The sequence below is a fragment of the Pantoea sp. genome, from assembly GCF_028283705.1.
Classification (GTDB): domain Bacteria; phylum Pseudomonadota; class Gammaproteobacteria; order Enterobacterales; family Enterobacteriaceae; genus Pantoea.
The window spans coordinates 314038-335537 of sequence record NZ_JAPWKD010000034.1; the positions used below are offsets into that span (position 1 = coordinate 314038).

The following is a 21500-nucleotide window of genomic DNA, read 5'->3' on the forward strand; positions in this document are numbered from 1 at the left end:
ATTATGGTAGTGGGACCCTTTGTCAACGGCAGTGCCGTGCTGTTGGGTGGACTGGCGGGCGCGTTCCTCGGCACGAAAGTACCGGAACGCTTGCGCGTAGCTCTGCCGATGACCTTCGGCTTGTCGTCGATGGGCCTCGGGATTGTGTTGATTGGTAAGATTCACAGTTTACCGGCGGTGATTCTGGCGCTGATTATCGGTGCCGCCATCGGTGAACTGGTGTTTCTGGAAGAGAAAATTGGCCGGCTGGGTAATCTGGCAAAAGGGCTGGTTGGACGTTTCCAGAGCGAACAAACCGAAACCGGTCTGTCGGGTGCCGCCTTTACGGAGAAGTATGTGGCGATTCTGGTGCTGTTCTGTGCCAGTGGCACCGGCATTATCGGGGCAATGACCGAAGGAATGACGCACGATCCCAATATCCTGTTTGTGAAATCAATCATGGATATCTTTACCGCTGCGATTTTTGCTACCTTGCTGGGTTACGCGGTGGCGGTAATCGCCGTGCCGCAGCTGATTATTCAGCTGGTGCTGGCTTCAGCGGCGGTGCTGATTATGCCGCACACCTCGCCGACCATGATGAGTGACTTTACCGCAGCAGGTGGATTTATCATGCTGGCAGCCGGTTTCCGCATCGCGGGGATTAAATCTTTCCCGGTCGCCAATATGCTGCCCGCGTTGATACTGGTGATGCCGGTCAGTTATCTGTGGACGATGTATATCCACTAAGCAACACGTCAGCCGCGGTTGGATCGTGGTTAGCCATGCTAAAATAAGCGCGGGAAAACGCGCGGAGTCATCATGGATCTCAAACGATTGCATTACTTTTGCTCGATAGCGGAACAAGGCTCCATCAGTAAAGCCGCGAAGCTATTGAACATCGCACAACCGCCGCTGGGTAAGCGCCTGCAGGAGCTGGAAGAGGAAATTGGTTCACCGCTGTTTACCCGCACACCACGCCGTATGGTGTTGACCGAGGCCGGAACCTTTCTCTATCGCCAGGCCTGCGACATCTTAAGCCGGGTTAATCAACTCAAACGGCAGACCATCACCATCGCCACGCGTAAACAGCGCCGGGTGAATATTGGTATCTCCTATCTTTATCTGCGCTATTTCAACACTATCCTGATGGATTACTACCGCAACCGTCCTGACTGGGACATCAATGTGATTGTGTCTGATTCCAGCCATCTGGAAGCGATGCTGCTGGATAACACCGTGGATATTGCGCTGATGCAGGTCCCTGGTGATCGTCAGCCCTGGTTTATCCGTGAGCTGGAACCGATTGATACTATTGCGGTGATTTCTTCCCACTATAGCCCGATGCTGGCTGGGAAAGCCTTGCAGTTCAGTGACCTGAGCGGCATTCCGCTGATGTTGCTGCACCGCATCGGCGGGGAAGGGACCTATGAAGTGATGCGCAGCAAACTGTTCAGTAGCCTCGATCAAGTGAATATCACCATTAAAGTTTCAGAACCGCGTCTGGTACTGGAAATGATGGAGCAGGGTTTTGATGGCGCGGCATTTTTACCGCGCTCCGAGTTTATCCCCAGCGCACTGGGTAAATATATGGTGTGCCCGCTGGCGGAACCTTTCGCGATTTATCACCCGGCGATCGTGACCTTAAGTACCGCGCAGGACCGGCTGTTATGGCCGCAGGAGCATGAGGTTGTCTGACCTCAATTCCCGGTCGGTTTCTTCTTATCCACGTGCCCCAGCTCCCGATCCGGGAAACAATAATCACGCACCCGCTGCTTTAATGCGGCGGCGTCGGGAAAACCGCCTTCCTGTTTACGCTCCCAAATCACCTTGCCATCAATGGTTATCTCAAACACGCCGCCAGTGCCGGGCTGCAAGGTGACGGAAGCTAAATCGTCAGCAAAAGTATGCAGCAGCTCCTGTGCCATCCACGCTGAGCGCAGCAGCCAGTTGCATTGCGTACAGTAATGAATATTCACCGCCGGTTTGTGTGTCATGGCATCGCTCATCTTAATTGATTGATTAGTAATAAGTTAACTGCGGTTAACAAAATGTGCTGTCTAAGATACATCTTAGTGTAAATGGTATTGATAATGATTACCAATTGCATTACATTCCTGACGAAATCATTTATAACATAAAAAAAGTCTGTAACTTTTTACGGTTTTTTATACAAAAACTGTGGTTTTCTGGCAGCAAGCACGTGAGCGAATACTAACAATTAACAAGGTATTTCGCGTCTATGTCTCCAATTTTTCAGGGGTTCACCTCACAGCGTCTGTTTAAAACAGCGGTGCTGGCATCCGCCATCCATGCAGCCTGCGGCTATGCAGCCACCAGCGACAATCAGGATCTGGCGATTTCAGGCAAAAAAACCACCACAAATGAACCGGTGATGACGGTCACTGCGCCGAAACAACCGCTGGTTGCCGGTAGCCGTACCACGCTTTCTGCCGAGGAGTTGCAGAAACAGGGTGGTAATGATTTTGGCTCCATTATGCGCTATCAGCCGCTGGTCACCGCGCCGGGTGCCGCTGGCGGCAGCAACACCGGTAAGAGTGGATATACCGGGGACCGTGGCGGTTATACCGGTTATAACATTCGTGGCCTGGAAGATAACCGCGTTTCCATTGACGTAGACGGCATTGAACAGCCTTTAGCCACCGGCCGCAGCTCAGTGGGCCGTGCCGGTTCAGGCACCTTCGGGATTGGTCGCGACTATATCGATCCTTATATGTATGGATCCGTGGGTATCGTCGAAGGCGCTACCGATGTTTCCAACAAGAACCTGGCGCTTGGCGGCTCGGTTTCATTCCGGCCAAAATCCCCGGATGACTACCTGTCGCCCACCAAACAAACCTACTTCGGTTACCAGAGTGACTACGACTCTTCCAACCGCAGCTGGCACAATGGCATCACTGCCGCAGCAGGCGATGAAACCCTGCGTGGTATTGTGGTGATCAGCCGTCGTGACGGCCAGGAAACCCGCAACAACAGCGGAACCATTGATGCGTATCCGGCGAACTGGCACTCCGATGCCATCGCCGCGACCGGTATCTGGCAGCCGAACAGCGAGCATCAGTTCAGCGCCACGCTGGATTATTACCACAAAACCAACCACACCAACTTCGATTACTGGGGCAGCAGCACCACGACTATTTATGGTCGAGCCGATCAGAGCAGCCAGACGCGGCGCTGGAGCGGCATGCTGAAAGATCTCTGGACGCCAGATAACAACCTGCTGGTGGACAGCCTCGAAAGCAGCATCTATTACCAGCAAACCGAAGCGCACGATGATACCGCTGCGCCAGATGCCGGGACGGTTGAAGCGCACAATATCTATTCAAACTACAACACCAAAACCTTCGGCTTTGAAACCAAAGGTGAAAAAAGCTGGCTGTTTAACACCTTCCGCTACGGCCTGAACGGCAGCATTGCCAAAACCGAGCGTCCATACTGGCTGGACCCGGCACAGACTTCGTACAACAACATCACCCGACCTGAAGCGGATAGCCGCACCTGGAGCTTTGGCGTCTATGCTGAAGATACCATGAGCTGGGATCTGAATGGTCACACCTTCTCGATCATTCCTGGGGTACGTTACGCTTACCAGAATACCAAGCCGCAAAATCTTTCCAGCCTGGCAGGCGGTGATGCGGATCTTTCTACTGGTGATGTGGAAACGCTTTATGGCAAAGGATTCAGTGACGGGCAGATCCTGCCGTCACTTGCCTTCCAGTACAATCTGACGCCGAAGATGATGGCGTATCTGCAATACAAGCGCGGTGCGCAGTTCCCGAACGCCAGCCAAATGTATGGCTCATGGAACCTGTCGTCTAATTACGGTGGTAGCAATCAGTATGCCCTGCTGGGTAACACTGACCTGAAAACCGAAACCAGCAACAACTTTGAGTTCGGTCTGAAAGGTGAAGCTGTCGAAGGGATCACCTTCTCGGCGGCGACCTTCTACAACAGTTACAAAAACTTTATCGACTACACCCGTTACAGCCGTAGCGCGAATCCGGAAGTCTTCACTAACATTCCGGATAACATCGGTATCGCTTACCGCGCAGAAAACCGTGATAAAGCTTATATCTATGGAGCAGAGTTCGGCAGCAAGTTCAACATCGGGACATGGGTGCCTGAAGTTGATGGCCTGACTGCTCGTCTGGCGTTTGGTTATGCGCAGGGCGCGTCGAAATCCAGCTACCTGGGTGACAAATATGTGCCGCTGGAGAGCGTGCCGCCGATGCGTCTGATCACCGGCGTGGCTTACGATGATCCGGATCAGCGCTATGGTGCCGCCGTGACCGCCACCTTTAACCATGGTAAACGTGCTACCTACACCCAGCGTCAGACCTACACCAACACCGGTAGCGCGATTGGTACTACCAACAATACTTACTACCAGAACATCCCGGGTTACGCGCTGGTGGATCTGACGGCGTACTATCGTGTCACCAAAAACGTCAAAATCAGTGGCGGGATCTACAACCTGACTGACCGTAAATACTGGGATTACCTCAGCAGCCGCGATCTGGAATCCACCACCAGCAAGACCGATCAGAACTACTATGATTCACAGCTTGCTGTGATGCCGGGCCGCACCTTCCAGTTAGGTGTTAACGTCGATTTCTGATAATCAACTTCGCCCTGCGGTGACGCAGGGCATTTTCATGGGAGCAAGCGCAATGAACCAACGTTATGAACACTATCTGGCCCTGAAAGGCGAACATCCAAAAAAATACGCCCGCGACCTGGCCGCGCTGATGGGCATTGGCGAAGCGCAGCTGTGTGAAGCACGCGTCGGCCACGATGCTCAGGCGTTGAAAACCGATTTCCCGGCACTGCTGGCGGCACTGGAAGCCGTGGGTGAAACCAAAAGCATCACCCGTAATGAATACGCGGTGCACGAGCAGGTAGGTAAGTATGAAAACCTGCACCTTGGCGAGCATGCCGGGCTGATTCTCAACCCACGCGCGCTGGATCAGCGCCTGTTCCCGCAGCAGTGGCACAGTGCGTTCTTCCTGCGTGACATGACCGCGCGCGGTGAGCGTCAAAGCATCCAGATTTTTGATCGCCACGGCGACGCGGTGCTGAAAATCTACACCACCGAGAACACCGACATTGCGGCCTGGGATGCGCTGATTGCACAGTTCACCACCGATGCCTCCTCGCTGGAGCTGACGCCGGCCAGCGTCCCGCAGCACAGCGCAACCCTCGACGCCACGACGGTAGAAGCCGAATGGCGCGCCATGACCGATGTACATCAGTTCTTCGGTCTGCTGAAGCGCCACAATATTTCACGCCAGCAGGCGTTCCGCGCGGTGGCTGACGATCTCGCCTGGCAGGTCAGCAATGATTCGCTGGCGCAGCTGCTGAACCAGGCGCAGCAGGACGGCAACGAAATCATGATTTTTATCGGTAACCGTGGCTGTACCCAAATCTTCACCGGCGCGGTGGAAAAACTGATGCCGATGGACAACTGGATCAATATCTTCAACCCCAATTTCACGCTGCATCTGATGGCGGATCACATCAGTGAAAGCTGGGTGACGCGTAAGCAGAGCGGTGATGGTTTTGTCACCAGCCTCGAATTGTTCGCCGCTGATGGCACGCAGATTGCCCAGCTTTACGGTCAGCGCAGCGAAGGGACACCGGAGCAAACGCGCTGGCGTGAACAACTGGCGTTGCTGACTACCCCAGGAGCGGCCGCATGAAACGTCTGACCCTGTTGCTGCTGACCGCGCTGGCGCTGCCAGCTCTGGCGGCAGAGCGCGTGGTGTCTATTGGTGGTGACGTCACGCAAATCGTCTATGCGCTGGATGCCCAGCAGGATCTGGTAGCGCGCGACAGTACCAGCCAGCAACCGGCGCAGGCGAATAAATTGCCGAACATCGGTTATATGCGACAGCTCAATGCCGAAGGCATTCTGGCGCTGAAACCGACGCTGGTACTGAGCAGCGAGCTGGCGAAACCCTCACTGGTGCTGCAACAGGTAGAGCAGGCGGGGGTGAAAGTGGTCGAGGTCACCGGCAAAAACAGCGTTGACGCTATCCCGGAGAAGATCGCCACCATTGGTAAAGCCCTGCATCGTGAGGCGGAAGCTAAAGCGCTAACGGAAAAAGTGCAGAAGCAACTGGCGCAACTGCCAAGCCAGCCACTGCCGGTGAAGGTGCTGTTTATCATGGCGCACAGCGGCATGAACACCCTCGCGGCGGGTGCGCAAACCGGCGCTGATGGCGCCATTCGCAGCGCCGGTCTGGTGAATGCCATGGGTGCGGTGCCGCATTATCAACCGCTGTCACAGGAAGGCGTGGTGGCTGCTGCACCGGATCTGGTGGTGGTGGGACAGGATGGCCTGCGTACCCTCGGTGGTGAAGAGAAGGTGTGGTCACTGCCCGGTCTGGCGCTGACGCCTGCGGGTCAGCATCATGCGTTGCTGGTGGTGGATGAGATGGCGCTGCTGAGCTTTGGTCTCGACACGCCGGATGCCATCGTCAAGCTGCGTCGTGCGGCTGAAGCGGCGAAACATGACTAGTGTGGCGATGCTGCGCTGGCTGTGCCTGATGGCGGTCAGCATGGTGGTTTGCATGCTGATGGCGGCCAATTTTGGTGCGATGCCGCTGTCGATGCGCACGCTGTGGCACGCACCTCTTAGCGATATGGTGTGGCAGATCTGGCTGAACATCCGTCTACCGCGCGTGCTGCTGGCGGTGTTGCTGGGTATGGCGCTGGCGGTCTCCGGGGCGGTGATGCAGGGGCTGTTCCGCAACCCGCTGGCCGATCCGGGGTTGTTGGGAATCAGCAGTGGTGCCGGTCTGGCGGTGGCGCTGGCGATCATCGTGCCAGTGGCGTTGCCGCCGATCCTCGCGTTATGGCTGCCAATGCTGGCCGCGTTTATCGGTAGTCTGGTGGTCACTTTATTGATCTTCAGCTTCAGTCGGCTGGCGATGGGGAACCTGTCGCGGTTGCTGCTGGTGGGGATTGCCATCAATGCGCTGTGCGGCGCGGCGGTGGGGGTGCTGTCGTGGATCAGCAACGATCAACAGCTGCGTCAGCTGGCGCTTTGGGGCATGGGTAGCCTGAGTTCGGCGCAGTGGCCAAGCCTGACAGTGTGTGCCGTGCTGATCCTGCCTGCGCTGATCGCCATCCAGACCCGGGCGCGTCGCCTCAACCTGCTGCAACTCGGTGAGGAAGATGCGCATTACATGGGGATCGATGTGAAGCGCACTCAGCGTCAGTTGCTGGTGCTGAGCGCGTTGCTGGTGGGTACTGCGGTGTCGGTCAGCGGCATTATTGGGTTTGTCGGGCTGGTGGTGCCGCATGTCATGCGCTTCTGCCTCGGCAGCGATCATCGCTGGATGTTGCCGGGATCGGCGCTGGCCGGAGCGATCTTATTGCTGCTGGCAGACACTCTGGCACGCACCGTGGTGATCCCGGCAGAAATGCCGGTAGGTCTGCTGACCAGCCTGCTTGGCGGTCCGTGGTTTCTCTGGCTGATTCTGCGCCAGCAAAGGGGGATAAATGAGTGATCGAATGCAGGCGCGAGGTCTGCGGTTTAGCCACGGCGCGCGGGCGTTGATTGATAACGTCTCCGTCACGCTGGAGCCGGGTGAAATGGTGGCGTTGATCGGTCCGAACGGTGCCGGTAAATCAACCTTGCTCCGCCTGCTGACCGGTTTTCTCACCCCGGATGCCGGTGACTGCTGGCTGGGAGAACAGCCGCTGGCGGAATGGCCGCGTGAACCGCTGGCGCAGCGCCGTGCAGTGATGCGCCAGCAAAATACCCTGACCTTTCCCATGCCAGCGGAAGAGGTCGTGGCGATGGGGCGTGCGCCCTGGCCCGCAGCGGGCGGGAAAGCGGTGATTGAGGAAGTGATGCTCATCACCGGTAGCCTCGAACTGGCGCGACGTGATTATCGTTCGCTGTCTGGCGGTGAGCAGCAACGCGTTCAGCTGGCGCGTGTACTGGCGCAGCTGTGGCATGAAGATGGTCCGCGTGGCTGGCTGTTCCTGGATGAACCTACCTCGGCACTGGATTTGTTCTGGCAGCAGCACAGCCTGCGTTTACTGCATCGTTTAACGCGTAATGGCCGCTTCAGCGTGTGCACCGTGTTGCACGATCTGAATCTGGCATCGCTGTGGTCGGATCGTATTCTGTTGTTACATCAGGGAAAACTGGTGGCCGAGGGCGCACCGCATGACGTGATGACGGAACAGACGCTGACGCGCTGGTATCAGGCCGATCTGGATGTGGTGCATCAGGTGGAGCAGGGCAGGCCGCAGATTCAACTGCGGGCCTGAGTAACATTGCGCGATTTATCGCGCGTTTCTTATCCGATGCTAGCGGCAATCCACAATCAATCGGCCGCGAACTTTCCCAGCCAGCAGCTGTTCCGCACCTTCACGCGCTTCACTGAGCGGGATCACGCGGGTCAGTTTTTCCAGCTGATTCGCTTCCACCAGTTCAGCCAGGCGCTGCCATGCTTGCTGACGCAGCGGCAGCGAGCACATCACGCTATCCACACCGGCCAGAATAACGCCGCGTAAAATAAAGGGAGCGACGCTGGCGGGCAGATCCAGCCCTTGCGCCATGCCACAGGCAGCGACTACACCATCCCGTTTCATGCCAGCCAGTACGTTGCTTAAAGTATGGCTGCCAACGCTATCAATGGCGGCGGCCCAGCGCTCTTTCGCCAGCGGCTTGCCGGGTTGGCTCAGTTCGTTGCGATCGATCACTGAGGCAGCGCCAAGGGTATTGATCAGATAGTCGCTGTCGCTGGAGCGGCCGCTGGAGGCCACAACTTCATAGCCGAGACGCGCCAACAGGCTGACACTAAAGCTGCCGACGCCACCGCTGGCACCGGTCACCAGCACCGGACCGTGCTGCGGCGTGATGCCCTGTTTTTCCAGCGCCATCACGCACAGCATGGCGGTGAAGCCTGCGGTACCAATAGCCATAGTTTGTAGCGGACTCAGCGCCGCAGGCACTTTCACCAGCCAGTCACCGGAGACGCTGGCTTTCTGCGCCAGACCCCCCCAGTATTTCTCGCCCACGCCCCAGCCGGTCAGCAGTGCCACATCATCCTGCTGCCATTGCGGGTGCCGACTGCTGATCACGCGACCAACAAAATCAATACCGGGCACCATCGGGAACTGACGCACAATCGGGCCTTTGTTGCAGATGGCCAGTGCGTCTTTGTAATTAAGGGTGGAGTAGCTAACTGCGAGGGTGACATCCTGATCGGGTAGTTGTTTTTCTTCCAGATCTTTCAGGGATGTACGATATCCCTGTTCGTCATTATCAATGACCAGTGCCTTGAACATGCAGCCTCCGGCTGGTTGAGGAAATTGGGGGTAATGGTACTCCCCAAATCAGGAGGCTTCCAGTGAGCCAAATCAAGTGCACGTCATTCGTTGTTCCGGTCCGAAACACCGCTGTCATTCCTGAATATTTCCTGAAGGCGATCTGAATCCCTTAAATCTCTGTGAGAATCTTACCCATTTTATTTCAGTATGTTATGGGCGATGTTAATGTCCGGGCACTTTAATCGTACTGGCAGGTGTTGCGTTTATGAGTGTCATTCCGGCCCCGCATGATGCACTGTTCAAAAGGTTTCTTAGCCATCCGCCGATTGCCAGGCAGTTCCTGGAAATTCACCTGCCGCCAGCTATACGTCAGCACTGCGATCTGGACACTCTGCAACTGGTTACCACCACCTTTATTGAACGGGATCTACGTGCGTTATATTCCGATGTACTGCTGTCGACGTGATCTACTATCTGATGCATCATGGGGATACGGATAATCGGGAAAAACTCGTTGAGATACTGATACAAAGCAAACCTCAACTAAAGGAACAGATTATGACTGTGGAACAACAGTGGCGGCAGCAAGGTCGTCAGGAAGGGCGGCAGGAACTGGTACAGGAAATGGCACGCCGCATGCTGGTCAAACAGCTGGATATGGAAACTATTATCGAACTGACTGGCCTTAGTGAAAGTGAGTTACAACAACTACGTGCCTGAATGCCGAACTTAACGGCAGCGGCGCGATTCCGTGCGCCGCGCCGGAAACACCCGCACGACAAATCGCGGCGCTACGGTACATCACATCAATCCCGCGCTTTGTCTACCGCATCGCGGAAACGATACCAGCCAGTCACCAGCGGTAAAAACCACGGTTTGCCGCCATACAGCGGGATGGGTTTAAAGGTATTACGCTCAAACGAGAGCGGGCGCGCCTCGGTGCCGAGCAACTTCTGCGCTGCGCGATAACCAAGCCAGCTCATCAGCGCGACACCGTTGCCGTTGCAGCCGACAGCAAAACGCGCATTATCCATCTCTCCGGCATAGGCGGTTTTATCCCATGTCATGCCGACATAGCCGCTCCACGCATGGCTGATACGATACGGGGCCAGCTCCGGCCAGATCGCCAGCATCCGCTGACGAATACGGATCGCCGCGGTTTTGTCATCACAATCCATAATGCCAGGGCGCGATCCAAATAACAGACGCGTGCCATCGGGGGACGGGCGGGTATAGATCAGATCGCGGCGGCTGTCGGTGATCATTCGGCCGCCAGGGATCAGCTTCGCCATCAGTTCAGGCGGCAGCGGTTCGGTGGCGATCTGGTAGCTTTTCACCGGGACAATGCGTTTTGCCAGCTCAGGCGACGCCTGGGCATCGGTGTACCCGTTGGTGAGGAAAATCACCTGACGCGCGCGCAGCGTGCCGCGTTCGGTATATACAACCTTGCTGCCGCCTTCGTTTTCCACCCCGGTGACGCGCGCATGGGAGAACAGCTGCGCACCAAATTTTCGTGCCAGGCAGCGCAGCGCGCGGTTGTATTTACCCGGATGCACGCCGCCATATTCATCCACCAGGATGCCGCCGTGATAAAAATCGGAGCCGATGACCGGTGCCTGGGTGGCGCGATCAATCTTATGCACCGTCACGCCGGTGACGCGGTGCAGGATATCGCCCATCTGATATAAACCAGCCAGCTGCTTCTGGGTATGCGCGCCAAAATAGCGCCCGCCGATAAACAGGTCGGCGTCCAGTTGCTCCTCACGGACCAGATCCTGAATAAAGGCGAAGGAGGCGATGGAGTCGGCTATCATGCGCTGGAACAATTCCGGAGCGATGCCTTTAATGGCACCACCCACCACCAGTTTCTGCCCGCTGCTGATCATGCCGCCGGTGCGGGTGCTGCCGCCGCTGCCCAGCTCGTTCGCCTCCAGCACCACCACTTTTTTGCCGTGGCGTGCCAGCTCAATCGCGGCGTTAAGTCCGGCAAAACCGGAACCCACAATCACCACCTCGGTTTCAGCCGGTAACGGATCGCGACAGGTTTCCGGCGGTGCGGCATCCCACCAGTAGGGGGTCGTTTTGAAATCTTCAGTAAAAATTGCCTGATCAGACATGATGTCTCTCAACTCCGTTACAACACCTGGCCGAGGAACTCGCGCGTGCGCGCATCCTGCGGATCGTCAAAGAGCTGCGCCGGGGGCGCCATCTCCACAATTTTGCCTTTATCGGTAAAGCACACCCGGTGCGACACCTCACGCGCGAAGCGCATCTCATGCGTCACCAGCAGGCAGGTCAGGCCGTCATCCACCAGTTCGCGAATGGTGTTCAGCACTTCCTTCACCGTTTCCGGATCCAGCGCGGCAGTGACTTCATCAAACAGGATGATTTCCGGTTGCATCGCCAGCGCACGGGCAATGGCGACGCGCTGCTGCTGGCCGCCAGAAAGTTCCCCGGGGTAGCGCCCCTCTTTCCCTTCCAGCCGTACCTTTTTCAGCAGGCGCAGCGCCCGCTCGTGTACCGCGTCGCGTTCATGTTTCAGCACCTGCATCGGGGCCATCATCACGTTGTCGAGCACCGTGCGATGCGGAAACAGGTTGTACTGCTGAAACACCATCGCTACCTGATGACGCAGCGGGCGCATCGCTTTTTCGTTCTCAATCTCATGCACACGATGCTCGCCGACACGGATATAACCATCGTCGATCGGCAGCAGGCCGTTGATACAACGCAGAATGGTGGATTTACCCGAGCCGGAAGGCCCGATAATGCACACCGCTTCGCCTTTGGTGACGTCCAGCGAAATGCCTTTCAGCACCTCGGTGTTACCGAAGGATTTGTGAATATTGTCCAGCTCGATCAGGGACGGAGTGCGAGCGATCATATGGCATCCCCTTTGGTGTGGTTTTCCAGCCGACGCGCCAGCAGGGCAATCGGGTAGCAATAACAGAAGAACATCAGCAGCACGGTGACGTAGAAGTAAACCAGCGAGCCTTCGCTTTCGGTTGCCAGCGTAGTGCGCAGCAGCGTCACCACTTCCTGCACCCCGGTGACAGTGGCCAGCGCCGTGGAGATAGCCAGCAGCGCGTAAAGATTCATCCAGCCGGGAATGATGCGGCGTAGCGCCTGCGGCAGAATGACGATGCGATAGATTTGCCACGGGCTGTAACCGAGTGAGCGGGCGGATTCCCACTGGCCGCTGTGCACTGAATTCACTGCGCCACGAATCACCTCGGCAAAGTTAGCCGCAGTGGGTAGACTCAGGCCGACAATCGCTTTAAACAGCGGTGACAGCGTGAACTGGAAACCCAGCAGCTCCACGCGATACGACAGCAGATACAGCATGGAAAACAGCAGCACCAGCCAGGGGGCGTTGCGCAGAAAGTTCATCACCGCGCGCGCCGGGATGCTGAGCCAGCGGCGTTTTGCCAGCATCAACAGGCCCAGAAACAACCCGAGCACCGTGGCAATCGCCATGCTGGCGATACCAATAAAGATGTTGAGAATGAAGCCACCGTTCAGCGGCCAGCCGTGCATCGAACCGGTGAGCAGCAGTGGCAGCCTCTCCCACACCTGGTGCCACTCGCCACCGCGATCGGTGACCATGCTGAACAACAGCAGCAACAGGCCAATAAACAGAAAGGCGTGGCGCGTTTGTTTTTTGCGTTTCAGATAGAGAATGTCGCTCATCACTCAGGCTCCATAACCGGGATAGGCCAGAGCGCGCTGCACCCAGCCAATCAGCCACACCACTGCGCTCACCAGCACCACATAAATCACCAGAATCAGTAGCATCACTTCCAGCGTGCGGAAGGTGTCGTTATAGATCTGTCCGGCGGCATACATCAGTTCCGGGACGGTGATCACCGACGCCTGCGAAGTGGTTTTGAACAGGTTGGTCAGCACGTTGGTCAGCGGCGGCAGACAGATGCGTGCAGCAATCGGCATCTGTACATGGCGGAATAACCCCCAGCGCGTGTAACCCAGGGAGCGCGCCGCTTCCAGCGTCGCTTTCGGCACCGCATCGAAGCCGGAACGAAAGGCTTCAATGCACAGCGCGCCGCCAAACAGACTGAGCGACACGGTGGCCGACATAAAGGCGCTAATCAGCGGCACCTGCAAGCCGGTCACCGGATCTTCACTGGTAAAGCCAATCTGCGTCAGCGTGAAGTAGAAGAACAACATTTGCAGCAGCGGCGGTGTGTTGCGAAACAGCTCGACGAACAGCTCGATACTGGCATCCAGCCACGCGAGTCGGAACGTCAGGCCAAAAGCGCCCAGCAGGCCGATAAGAATAGCGAACAGCGAAGAGAGCGCCGCCAGTTCCAGCGTTTGCAGCACACCCTGTAACAGCCATTGCTGATACGTGGGGTCGAGCAGCCAGGAGAAATCGAGTCCGAACATGTTGCGCTCCTGACGGCTTACTTGGCCGCAGCGCGCGCTGCTTCAGCACGTTTGGCGATGTACGGCGAGGCGGGCATATCGAATTCTTTTTCCCAGCCAATCAGCTTGTTTTCGCCTTCGGCTTTGACGATGGCCTTATCCACCGCCGCCCGGAAAGCGTCATCCCCTTTGCGCAGGCCACCGGCCATCGGCAGGTATTCATACGGCTTCACCGCAATTTTGTAATCGCTCCAGCCGGGTTCTTTCAGCTTGTTTTGCAGTGACATGTCATCAAACACCATCGCCACGCAGCGGTTATCCTGCAACGCGCGATAGGCTTCCGGCAGCGCGGTGAAGTTCACCAGTTGCAGGCCATAGTTCTGCGTCACGGTTTTGTTGAAGTAGGAACCCTGAATCCCGCAGATTTTCTGGCCTTTCAGCTGCTCCCACTGAGTAAATTTCACTTCTTTGCGCGCCAGGATCGACGGGCCGGCAGCAGAAACGTATTCATCGGTAAAGTCGATCTGTTTGGCACGATCCGGCGTTACGCCGAGGGTGGCCATGATCATGTCGATCTGCCCGGAATTGAGGAATTGCATGCGGTTGGAGGCGTTCACCGGCACCAGCTTGATTTTGTCCGGCGAACCGAGCAGTTCATTGGCGATGTAGCGCGCCAGGCTGATCTCAAAACCGACGGTGTTGCCGTTGTTGTCCATGTATCCATAGGGCGGATAGTCGTTCTTCACCCCGACCGTTAACACGCCGCGGGCTTTGATATCGGACAGGGTGTCCGCGTGAGTGATTACCGGGGCGGCCAACAGCAACATCGAAGCAGCCAGAATACGCATGCGATGGTTTTTCATAGATATTTCCTCTGTCGGGATGAATCTGCAGGTGTTGTAAATTTTGTGCTGTGAGCGACTTTTTTTGTCGAATCGCGTTGCTCACTTGTCAACCGAATATGAAATCTGCTAGAAAATTAGTCAACAAAAAACCATATACTGAAATCTTATGATTTAAAGTTTCATAATGTGGAACTTTGGCGGTGGTGCGATGAACGAAAATTCGGGGAAAAATGGCGTCCAGCTACTCGATCGTGCAGTGATGTTGCTCGATCTGGTGTCAGATGCGGGAAGTGAAGGGGCAACGCTGAAAGCGCTGTGTGAACTGTCTGGCCTGAACAAGGTGACCTGCCACCGCATTCTCAATTCGCTGGTGGAGCATCAGTTGCTGCAAAAAGTGCAGAGCGACAAGTGTTACCGGCTGGGCACCAAGCTGCTGGTGTTTGGTGCCAAAGCGGCACGCGGGCCGGGCCTGCGTCGTCAGTTCCAGCCTGCGCTGGAGCGGTTACGCCAGCAGACTGGCGAGACGGCGATGCTGATGGCGCGCGATAGGGATGACTCGGTCTGTATCGATCGCTACGACAGCGAATACCAGATGCAGACGCTGACCGGTTCGGTCGGGGGCGCTGTGCCGCTGGGCCTTGGACCGGGCAGCCTGGCAATCCTCGCGTTTCTTGAGGCGGAACAGCAGCAGGCGATTCTGGCGCGCAACCGGGCACGGCTCGACAGTTGGCCGCAACTGACGGCGGAAAATCTGCAACTGAAACTGGATCAGACAAGACAGCAGGGCTTTGCCATCGATCCGGGAGAACTCATTCCGGGGATCGCCGGGATCGCCGTTCCGATCGAAGTTTCTGGTGCGGGGGTGGTGGGATCGCTGGGGTTGACGTTCCTCTCACCACGGCTGAATCCCGAGGTGCAGCAACATTATGTCGCGCTGCTGCAAGAGGAAGTGGCAGCGATTGCGCCGCTGATTAGCCCGCTGGATACGCGGTTAAGGGCGTCGTTGTAGAACTGCGCACGATTTATCGCTCAATAACAATACATTTCACCGGGGGAGAACCATGAGCAAATCAACACGAAAGGTTGCGTTAATCAGTGGAGCCAGTCGCGGTATTGGGGCGGCGATTGCTGCCAATCTGCTGGCGAATGGCTGGGCGGTGAGTCTCGGCTGTCGTTCGCCGGAAGATGTCATCCTTAGCGATAGCGACAATCAGCTGGTGTGCCGTTTCGATGCCTTCGATGCTGCTACCGAAGAAGCGTGGGTCGCGGCGACTATCGAAAAATTTGGCCGCATTGATGCGGTAGTGCACAACGCTGGCATGATGCTGCCGCTGTCGATCCTGGAAGCCACTGACGACGAGTTCGATCGTACCTTTGACGTCAATGTCAAATCACCAATGCGTCTCAGCCGTCTGACCTGGCCGCATTTGCAGGCCAGCGGTGCCGGGCGCATCGTGATGCTGGTGTCACTCTCCGGCAAGCGCGTTAAAGCCGAGCGTTCCAGCCTGTACGCCATGAGCAAGTATGCCGCACTGGCGCTGGCGCACGGCTTACGCAAAATCGGTGATGCCGATGGCATTCGCTGCACCGCCATTTGCCCCGGATTTGTCGCCACCGATATGGGGACCGCGTTGACGGAAGTCCCGGCGGAGAAAATGACCCAGCCGGAAGATCTCGCGCACCTGATTCGCACGGTGCTGGAATTACCCACCACCACCAGCATCGCCGAAATTCCGGTGAACTGGACGGTGGAAGATAACTATTGATGCCCTTATACCTGACGAGGAAATAAACCATGGGCCCCAGCGTTGATGCAGTTCCCTCTTCGGCGCAGTTTCCGACCAGCGTCGAAGTGGTGGTTATTGGCGGCGGGATTATCGGCGTAGCGACCGCCTTGTCGCTGGTGCAGCGCGGGGTACGTACCGTGCTGCTGGAGAAAGGCACGGTGGCGGCAGAGCAGTCGAGCCGCAACTGGGGCTGGTGCCGTCGTACCGGACGTGATCTGCGCGAGCTGCCACTGATTAATCTCAGTATGCAGCTGTGGGAAGGGATGAATACGCGCCTTAACCGCGAAACCGGATTTCGTCGCAACGGCATCGTTTATGCCTCCCGCACTGAACAACAACGTCAGCGTCATCAGCGCTGGGTAAATGAGGCCCGCCACTACGGTATTGAAAGCGAAATGCTGACGCCGCAGCAGCTGCGCCAGTATCTGCCGCAGTTGCAGGCCAGCTATCCCGGCGGGTTGTATACGGCGCTGGATGGACGGGCAGAACCGCAAAAGGCGGCTCCGGCGATGGTCGCGGCGGCGATGGAGTTGGGGCTGAATTTGCAACAGCATTGCGCGGTACGGACCATCGAACGTACCAATGGCCGCGTCAGCGAAGTGGTGACTGAGCATGGTGCGATCCGTTGTCAGCAGGTGGTAGTGGCAGGCGGGGCCTGGTCGCGCCTGTTGTTGCAGGGGATGGGGGTGACGCTGCCGCAGCTGAAAGTACTGTCAACCGTGCTGCGTACTCGTCCGGTTGAGTTCGATCCCGGCGTCTGTGCCAGTTTTGGCAGCGTGGCGCTGCGTAAGCGGCTGGATGGTGGGCTGACCGTCGCCAGTTCAGCCACCAACACCGCCGATATCACGCTGGATTCACTGCGTTTCAGCCCGCGCTTTATGCCCGCATTTTGGGTGGAGCGTAAGTCGCTCCAGCTGCGTCTGGGCAAACGTTTTGTCGATGAAGCGCTGCGCTGGAAGCCCGGTCAGGCCGATAAACGATCGATTTATGAGGTATTGCGCGTGCTCGATCCCCTGATCGATCCAGCGATTGTGCAACGTATGCGTCATAGTCTGGCAGAACTGATGCCGCCGTTGCGCGATCTACCGGTGGCGCAGTGCTGGGGGGGATTGATCGACACCATGCCCGATGCAATCCCGGTGATCTCCGGCATTGATCAGGTGTCTGGGTTGTATCTGGCGACCGGTTTTTCCGGCCACGGTTTTGGTATTGCCCCCGGTGCCGGTCAGTTGATGACCGATCTGGTGCTGAACAGCACGCCATCGGTGGATGCGCAGCCGTTCCGCTTCAGCCGCTTTAGCGATGGCGAAAAGATCCGCGCCCAGCACTGGCTGTAACGCTTTGTTATTAATATCCGCACCTTGCATAATTTTGCATAAGGTGCGGATATTTAAGCGTTTTTGATTTTAGTATCTGATAAAATATTTTTATTATCAATGTGTTATCTCTATGCTTTCATGCGTAGAAATTGCTGCTGGCGGGTTGTTCCGGCAAAAAAAAGATGACATTATTGCGCCAGTTTATCCATTCCCTTTAACACTGAGGACGCCGCTATGCCCGGTACAATGCAGATTTGCACTTGTTCCCGTTCGCTTCGCCGAAAGCGTTCCTCCGTCATCTGTTGTTCGCATTTCTCGCTCACCATGCGGTGAGGCCAGCTTAACGCTCGCTGTTGGACATGAGTAAAGACAGACGCTTTCTGGCTTTACTGATGTCTATCGGTTGCGGCTGTAATCCACCTTTGCACCCATCCGTCTGACGTTATTCGCCGGGGAATTTTCCTCATTGCTGTGCCACTGGCACTCACTCATCCTTGACCTCTGGGGATTTGTGTTATGACACCACTGAAAATTGCTGCCAGCGCTGCTGTAGCGCCAAACCTGAGCCTGAACACCATGCGCGACGTGGTGACGCTGGACAATACTGACTTTACCGATGTGGCGGCTGTTGTCGTCTCTTTGGCGGATACGCGGAGTGGCGTGCTGGCGCTGTTGCGCCATACCGGCTTCAATCTGCCGGTGTTTGTTGCCAACGCCTTTGATGAAGAGGTGCTGCAACTGCCGGGCGTGACCGGCGAAATCAACGGCGCGCCGGAAGAGTGGGAGCGGCTGGAAGAAGCTGCGCAGGAATATGAATCCAAACTGCTGCCGCCGTTCTTTGACACCCTGATGCGCTACGTTGATATGCAGAACAGCACCTTTGCCTGTCCGGGCCATCAGGGCGGTGCGTTCTTTAAAAAGCATCCGGCGGGTCGGCAGTTCTATGAATTCTATGGCGAAAACGTCTTCCGCTCCGATATGTGCAACGCGGACGTTAAGCTGGGCGATTTGCTGATCCACGAAGGTTCCGCCAAACACGCGCAGAAGTACGCGGCGAAAGTGTTCAACGCGGATAAAACCTATTTCGTGCTGAACGGCACCTCCAGCGCGAACAAAGTGGTGACCAACGCACTGCTGACGCGTGGCGACCTGGTACTGTTTGACCGCAACAACCATAAATCCAACCATCATGGTGCGCTGATTCAGGCTGGTGCGACGCCGGTTTATCTGGAAGCGGCACGTAACCCGTTTGGTTTTATTGGCGGCATTGATGCTCACTGCTTTGACGAAGCTTTTTTGCGTGAGCGCGTGAAGAAAGTGGCACCGCAGCGGGCGAAAGATCAGCGTCCGTTCCGTCTGGCGATTATCCAGCTAGGCACCTACGACGGTACGGTATACAACGCGCGTCAGGTGGTGGATCGCATCGGTCATCTGTGTGATTACATCCTGTTTGACTCAGCGTGGCTGGGCTACGAGCAATTTATCCCGCTGATGGAGGGCTGCTCACCGCTGACGCTGGATTTGAACGAAAATGATCCTGGTATCTTTGTCACCCAGTCGGTGCATAAGCAGCTGGCTGGCTTCTCGCAGACATCGCAGATTCACAAGAAAGATAACCATATCCGAGGTCAGAAGCGTTTCTGTCCGCATAAGCGCCTGAATAACGCCTTTATGCTGCATGCTTCCACCAGCCCGTTCTATCCGTTGTTTGCCGCGCTGGATATCAATGCGCGCATGCATCAGGGGGAAGCAGGCCGCAGCATGTGGCACGAGTGCGTCACGCTGGGCATTGATGCGCGTAAAGCGATTCTGCAACGTTGTGAGATGATTCAGCCCTTCCTGCCGGAGCGGGTGCACGGTAAGCCCTGGCAGTCGGCAGAAACGGCAACGATTGCCGCCGATCCGGCGTATTTCAGCTTCGAACCGGGAGCGAAATGGCACGGTTTTGCCGGTTATGCCAGCGAGCAATATCTGGTGGATCCCTGCAAGCTGCTGCTGACCACGCCGGGTATTGATGCCGCCAGCGGGGCGTACACGGCATTCGGCATTCCGGCGACCATCCTCGCCAACTACCTGCGCGAAAACGGTATCGTGCCGGAAAAATGTGACCTCAATTCAATTCTGTTCCTGCTGACCCCGGCGGAGAGCGCTGAGAAGATGGCGCACCTGGTGGCGATGCTGGAGCAGTTCGAACAGCATGTGAAGGAAGACGCGCTGCTGGCGGAGGTGCTGCCGAGTGTGTATCGCAAAAATATGGCGCGTTATCAGGGCTATACCCTGCGTCGTCTGTGCCAGGAAATGCATGATTTGTACGTCAGCTATGATGTGAAAGATTTGCAGAAGGCGATGTTCCGCGAAGCCTGCTTCCCGCAGGTGGCGGTCAATCCGCAGGATGCGCATCAGGCATATATTCGTGGTGATGTGGAGCTGGTGGCGATTGCACAGGCAGAAGGGCGTATCGCTGCTGAAGGTGCATTGCCTTATCCACCGGGCGTGCTGTGTGTGGTGCCTGGCGAGGTGTGGGGCGGCGCGGTTCAGCGTTATTTCCTCGCGCTGGAAGAGGGCATTAATCTGCTGCCAGGCTTTTCACCAGAACTACAGGGCGTTTATACCGAAGAAGATGACAGCGGGCGTAAACACCTGGTAGCGAATATGATGGTATAAAGCCAGAAGCGGCCTGATGGCCGCTTCTGTCGTTCTGTGTAGCGGCGCGATTTATCGCGCGGATTTTTCTGGCATGGTGCCCGGAATTGCGCGATAAATCGCGCCGCTACAGTGCTTTAATACCGGTGATAACTGCGCTGGGCGTTGTTCACCTTGTACAGATATCGGCGTGATTCTGCGGAAGGATGGTCGTTAGTCAGTGTCTGATATACCTGGCTCGGCGACATGCTGTTAATGGTGGCAAACGCGCGATCTTTATCACTGGAGAACACGCGCAGCACGCTACCAGCACCGCCGTTATAAGCGGTAATCACCGCATAACGTCGTGATACCGGGTCCTGAATCCCGCCCAGATAGGTGTTCTGCAACAGCGACAAATAGGCCGTACCCGCATCGATGTTGTTTTCCGGATCCAGCAGATAGCTCCGGCTCGGCTGGCCCCATTTCCCTTTCATACGATAGACATCGACCCCCGCCGTATGCTGAACCACCTGCATCAGCCCCAGCGCATCCGAGTTACTGACCGCATAGGGGTTGAAGCTCGATTCAATCTGCATAATCGCCAGAATCAGTGAGGCATCAACGCCATACTGTTCGGCGGCTTTACGCACCATCGGCAGGTATTTATGCGCACGTTTGTCGAGGTGGTTCGGCACCATCGGAATGGTCACCGACCAGATAACATGCAGGCCCGACGTACGTTTCTGCAACTTGTTCTGAATCAGGTAGTCAGCAAAGTTAGCGGCACGGCCCTGCCAGCGAATCGGTTGTCCGGTATTGTCCAGCACCTGGCCATAAAGCAGCGGTTCTTTACTGATCTGAATATCGTTGGCATCTGAATAGAGGTCGACATTACCCGGATCCTCGCCAATCAGCAGCGTGGTGATGATCGCCTGACGCAGGCTCGCCATCGGATCGGTGCCGGAAATGGTTTCAATGGTGATGCTACCGCTATCAAAGTTGATGTGGCTGCGGGTGTAATAATTATCGCTATATTTGACGTAATCTTTCGGTCCGGCGATCAGAACCTCATTGATTCCCCAGATATTTTCGATGTTGTGGGCGAACTGCCCCATCAGGATGTCGAAACCGTTGGTGTCCTTGACCCACTCTTCGTGATATTGCCCTTGTTTGTGTCCGGCGCAGGAAACCAACAGCGGTGCGATTGCCAGCATGGCGATCAATTTTTTATTCATTGTTAATGCGAGCCTGAC

The 21500-nt window shown here is 56.4% G+C and carries 20 protein-coding genes and 1 pseudogene; 13 read left to right on the plus strand and 8 right to left on the minus strand.

Annotated elements, in window-relative coordinates:
* Positions 1–3 precede the first annotated feature (3 nt).
* Together PW844_RS28290 and PW844_RS28295 are read left to right on the plus strand one after the other, a co-directional pair.
* Complete coding sequence (locus PW844_RS28290) at positions 4–726, plus strand: DUF554 domain-containing protein (RefSeq protein WP_299459849.1); 723 nt, start codon at positions 4–6, stop codon at positions 724–726.
* A 72-nt stretch (positions 727–798) separates the two neighbouring features.
* Complete coding sequence (locus tag PW844_RS28295) at positions 799–1674, plus strand: LysR family transcriptional regulator (protein WP_299459852.1); 876 nt, start codon at positions 799–801, stop codon at positions 1672–1674.
* A gap of 2 nt (positions 1675–1676) precedes the next feature.
* On the opposite strand, the gene PW844_RS28300 is transcribed toward PW844_RS28295, so the two are convergent.
* Positions 1677–1973 (minus strand): SelT/SelW/SelH family protein, encoded by a 297-nt coding sequence (locus tag PW844_RS28300; RefSeq protein ID WP_084878580.1) that lies wholly within the window; start codon positions 1971–1973, stop codon positions 1677–1679.
* 398 nt (positions 1974–2371) lie between these two features.
* Here PW844_RS28300 and PW844_RS28305 point away from each other — a divergent pair, with 398 nt between their 5' ends.
* From PW844_RS28305 to PW844_RS28325, 5 genes are read left to right on the plus strand one after another with little or no spacing between them, the layout of a single operon-like run.
* The gene (locus tag PW844_RS28305; protein WP_299460479.1) at positions 2372–4615 is read left to right on the plus strand and encodes a TonB-dependent receptor; all 2244 of its coding nucleotides are present in this window, start codon (positions 2372–2374) and stop codon (positions 4613–4615) included.
* A gap of 52 nt (positions 4616–4667) precedes the next feature.
* Entirely contained in the window at positions 4668–5696 is a 1029-nt protein-coding gene (locus PW844_RS28310; protein WP_299459855.1) for a ChuX/HutX family heme-like substrate-binding protein, read from the plus strand.
* Positions 5693–6517 (plus strand): hemin ABC transporter substrate-binding protein, encoded by an 825-nt coding sequence (locus PW844_RS28315; protein ID WP_084876619.1) that lies wholly within the window; start codon positions 5693–5695, stop codon positions 6515–6517. Before PW844_RS28310 ends, PW844_RS28315 begins: the two co-directional genes overlap by 4 nt.
* On the plus strand, positions 6510–7511 hold the full coding sequence (locus tag PW844_RS28320; RefSeq protein ID WP_299459861.1) for an iron ABC transporter permease: 1002 nt from the start codon (positions 6510–6512) through the stop codon (positions 7509–7511). The genes PW844_RS28315 and PW844_RS28320 overlap by 8 nt, the downstream gene beginning before the upstream one ends.
* Positions 7504–8283, plus strand: a complete 780-nt coding sequence (locus PW844_RS28325) for a heme ABC transporter ATP-binding protein (RefSeq protein WP_299459864.1) — start codon at positions 7504–7506, stop codon at positions 8281–8283. The genes PW844_RS28320 and PW844_RS28325 overlap by 8 nt, the downstream gene beginning before the upstream one ends.
* Positions 8284–8322: 39 nt before the next feature.
* Here the strand turns inward: PW844_RS28325 and PW844_RS28330 are convergent, their stop codons facing one another.
* Positions 8323–9306, minus strand: a complete 984-nt coding sequence (locus tag PW844_RS28330) for an MDR family oxidoreductase (RefSeq protein ID WP_299459867.1) — start codon at positions 9304–9306, stop codon at positions 8323–8325.
* A gap of 247 nt (positions 9307–9553) precedes the next feature.
* On the opposite strand from PW844_RS28330, the pseudogene PW844_RS28335 reads away from it, so the two are divergent.
* Positions 9554–9751, plus strand: a pseudogene (locus tag PW844_RS28335) (Rpn family recombination-promoting nuclease/putative transposase); the annotation flags it as partial.
* Positions 9752–9846: 95 nt separating this feature from the next.
* Positions 9847–10008: a hypothetical protein gene (locus tag PW844_RS28340; protein ID WP_299459869.1), complete on the plus strand. Its 162-nt coding sequence runs from the start codon at positions 9847–9849 to the stop codon at positions 10006–10008.
* Positions 10009–10094: 86 nt separating this feature from the next.
* Here the strand turns inward: PW844_RS28340 and PW844_RS28345 are convergent, their stop codons facing one another.
* Genes PW844_RS28345 through PW844_RS28365 form a run of 5 tightly spaced genes read right to left on the minus strand, consistent with a single transcriptional unit; the run spans position 10095 to position 14534 of the window.
* Entirely contained in the window at positions 10095–11405 is a 1311-nt protein-coding gene (locus tag PW844_RS28345) for an FAD-binding oxidoreductase (RefSeq protein WP_299459872.1), read from the minus strand.
* 17 nt (positions 11406–11422) lie between these two features.
* Entirely contained in the window at positions 11423–12172 is a 750-nt protein-coding gene (locus tag PW844_RS28350) for an amino acid ABC transporter ATP-binding protein (RefSeq protein WP_299459875.1), read from the minus strand.
* A complete protein-coding gene (locus PW844_RS28355) occupies positions 12169–12978 on the minus strand; it encodes an amino acid ABC transporter permease (protein WP_299459879.1) in 810 nt (269 codons plus the stop codon). The genes PW844_RS28350 and PW844_RS28355 overlap by 4 nt, the downstream gene beginning before the upstream one ends.
* A 3-nt stretch (positions 12979–12981) precedes the next feature.
* Entirely contained in the window at positions 12982–13692 is a 711-nt protein-coding gene (locus tag PW844_RS28360; RefSeq protein ID WP_084876612.1) for an amino acid ABC transporter permease, read from the minus strand.
* 17 nt (positions 13693–13709) lie between these two features.
* Complete coding sequence (locus PW844_RS28365) at positions 13710–14534, minus strand: transporter substrate-binding domain-containing protein (RefSeq protein ID WP_084876611.1); 825 nt, start codon at positions 14532–14534, stop codon at positions 13710–13712.
* A gap of 190 nt (positions 14535–14724) precedes the next feature.
* Here PW844_RS28365 and PW844_RS28370 point away from each other — a divergent pair, with 190 nt between their 5' ends.
* The 4 genes from PW844_RS28370 (at position 14725) to PW844_RS28385 (ending at position 20286) form a co-directional block, all read left to right on the plus strand.
* On the plus strand, positions 14725–15525 hold the full coding sequence (locus PW844_RS28370) for an IclR family transcriptional regulator (RefSeq protein WP_299459886.1): 801 nt from the start codon (positions 14725–14727) through the stop codon (positions 15523–15525).
* A 52-nt stretch (positions 15526–15577) separates the two neighbouring features.
* Complete coding sequence (locus PW844_RS28375; RefSeq protein ID WP_299459889.1) at positions 15578–16282, plus strand: SDR family NAD(P)-dependent oxidoreductase; 705 nt, start codon at positions 15578–15580, stop codon at positions 16280–16282.
* Between the two features lie 29 nt (positions 16283–16311).
* Positions 16312–17640 (plus strand): FAD-binding oxidoreductase, encoded by a 1329-nt coding sequence (locus tag PW844_RS28380; protein WP_299459892.1) that lies wholly within the window; start codon positions 16312–16314, stop codon positions 17638–17640.
* Positions 17641–18138: 498 nt separating this feature from the next.
* Positions 18139–20286, plus strand: a complete 2148-nt coding sequence (locus PW844_RS28385; protein WP_299459895.1) for an ornithine decarboxylase — start codon at positions 18139–18141, stop codon at positions 20284–20286.
* A 116-nt stretch (positions 20287–20402) separates the two neighbouring features.
* Here PW844_RS28385 and mltC read toward each other — a convergent pair whose 3' ends face one another.
* Positions 20403–21482, minus strand: coding sequence for a membrane-bound lytic murein transglycosylase MltC (mltC, locus tag PW844_RS28390; protein ID WP_084876607.1), 1080 nt, complete (start codon positions 21480–21482; stop codon positions 20403–20405).
* Positions 21483–21500 lie beyond the last annotated feature (18 nt).

What these genes read in the sequence shown, in the direction of transcription:
- PW844_RS28340 (WP_299459869.1), top strand. Translation starts at nt 9,847, where the DNA reads ATGACTGTGGAACAACAGTGGCGGCAGCAAGGTCGTCAGGAAGGGCGG.
- PW844_RS28320 (WP_299459861.1), top strand. Translation starts at nt 6,510, where the DNA reads ATGACTAGTGTGGCGATGCTGCGCTGGCTGTGCCTGATGGCGGTCAGC.
- PW844_RS28375 (WP_299459889.1), top strand. Translation starts at nt 15,578, where the DNA reads ATGAGCAAATCAACACGAAAGGTTGCGTTAATCAGTGGAGCCAGTCGC.
- PW844_RS28300 (WP_084878580.1), bottom strand. Translation starts at nt 1,973, where the DNA reads ATGACACACAAACCGGCGGTGAATATTCATTACTGTACGCAATGCAAC.
- PW844_RS28370 (WP_299459886.1), top strand. Translation starts at nt 14,725, where the DNA reads ATGAACGAAAATTCGGGGAAAAATGGCGTCCAGCTACTCGATCGTGCA.
- PW844_RS28295 (WP_299459852.1), top strand. Translation starts at nt 799, where the DNA reads ATGGATCTCAAACGATTGCATTACTTTTGCTCGATAGCGGAACAAGGC.
- PW844_RS28350 (WP_299459875.1), bottom strand. Translation starts at nt 12,172, where the DNA reads ATGATCGCTCGCACTCCGTCCCTGATCGAGCTGGACAATATTCACAAA.
- PW844_RS28290 (WP_299459849.1), top strand. Translation starts at nt 4, where the DNA reads ATGGTAGTGGGACCCTTTGTCAACGGCAGTGCCGTGCTGTTGGGTGGA.
- PW844_RS28380 (WP_299459892.1), top strand. Translation starts at nt 16,312, where the DNA reads ATGGGCCCCAGCGTTGATGCAGTTCCCTCTTCGGCGCAGTTTCCGACC.
- mltC (WP_084876607.1), bottom strand. Translation starts at nt 21,482, where the DNA reads ATGAATAAAAAATTGATCGCCATGCTGGCAATCGCACCGCTGTTGGTT.
- PW844_RS28305 (WP_299460479.1), top strand. Translation starts at nt 2,372, where the DNA reads ATGACGGTCACTGCGCCGAAACAACCGCTGGTTGCCGGTAGCCGTACC.
- PW844_RS28355 (WP_299459879.1), bottom strand. Translation starts at nt 12,978, where the DNA reads ATGAGCGACATTCTCTATCTGAAACGCAAAAAACAAACGCGCCACGCC.
- PW844_RS28385 (WP_299459895.1), top strand. Translation starts at nt 18,139, where the DNA reads ATGACACCACTGAAAATTGCTGCCAGCGCTGCTGTAGCGCCAAACCTG.
- PW844_RS28315 (WP_084876619.1), top strand. Translation starts at nt 5,693, where the DNA reads ATGAAACGTCTGACCCTGTTGCTGCTGACCGCGCTGGCGCTGCCAGCT.
- PW844_RS28365 (WP_084876611.1), bottom strand. Translation starts at nt 14,534, where the DNA reads ATGAAAAACCATCGCATGCGTATTCTGGCTGCTTCGATGTTGCTGTTG.
- PW844_RS28330 (WP_299459867.1), bottom strand. Translation starts at nt 9,306, where the DNA reads ATGTTCAAGGCACTGGTCATTGATAATGACGAACAGGGATATCGTACA.
- PW844_RS28345 (WP_299459872.1), bottom strand. Translation starts at nt 11,405, where the DNA reads ATGTCTGATCAGGCAATTTTTACTGAAGATTTCAAAACGACCCCCTAC.
- PW844_RS28310 (WP_299459855.1), top strand. Translation starts at nt 4,668, where the DNA reads ATGAACCAACGTTATGAACACTATCTGGCCCTGAAAGGCGAACATCCA.
- PW844_RS28360 (WP_084876612.1), bottom strand. Translation starts at nt 13,692, where the DNA reads ATGTTCGGACTCGATTTCTCCTGGCTGCTCGACCCCACGTATCAGCAA.
- PW844_RS28325 (WP_299459864.1), top strand. Translation starts at nt 7,504, where the DNA reads ATGAGTGATCGAATGCAGGCGCGAGGTCTGCGGTTTAGCCACGGCGCG.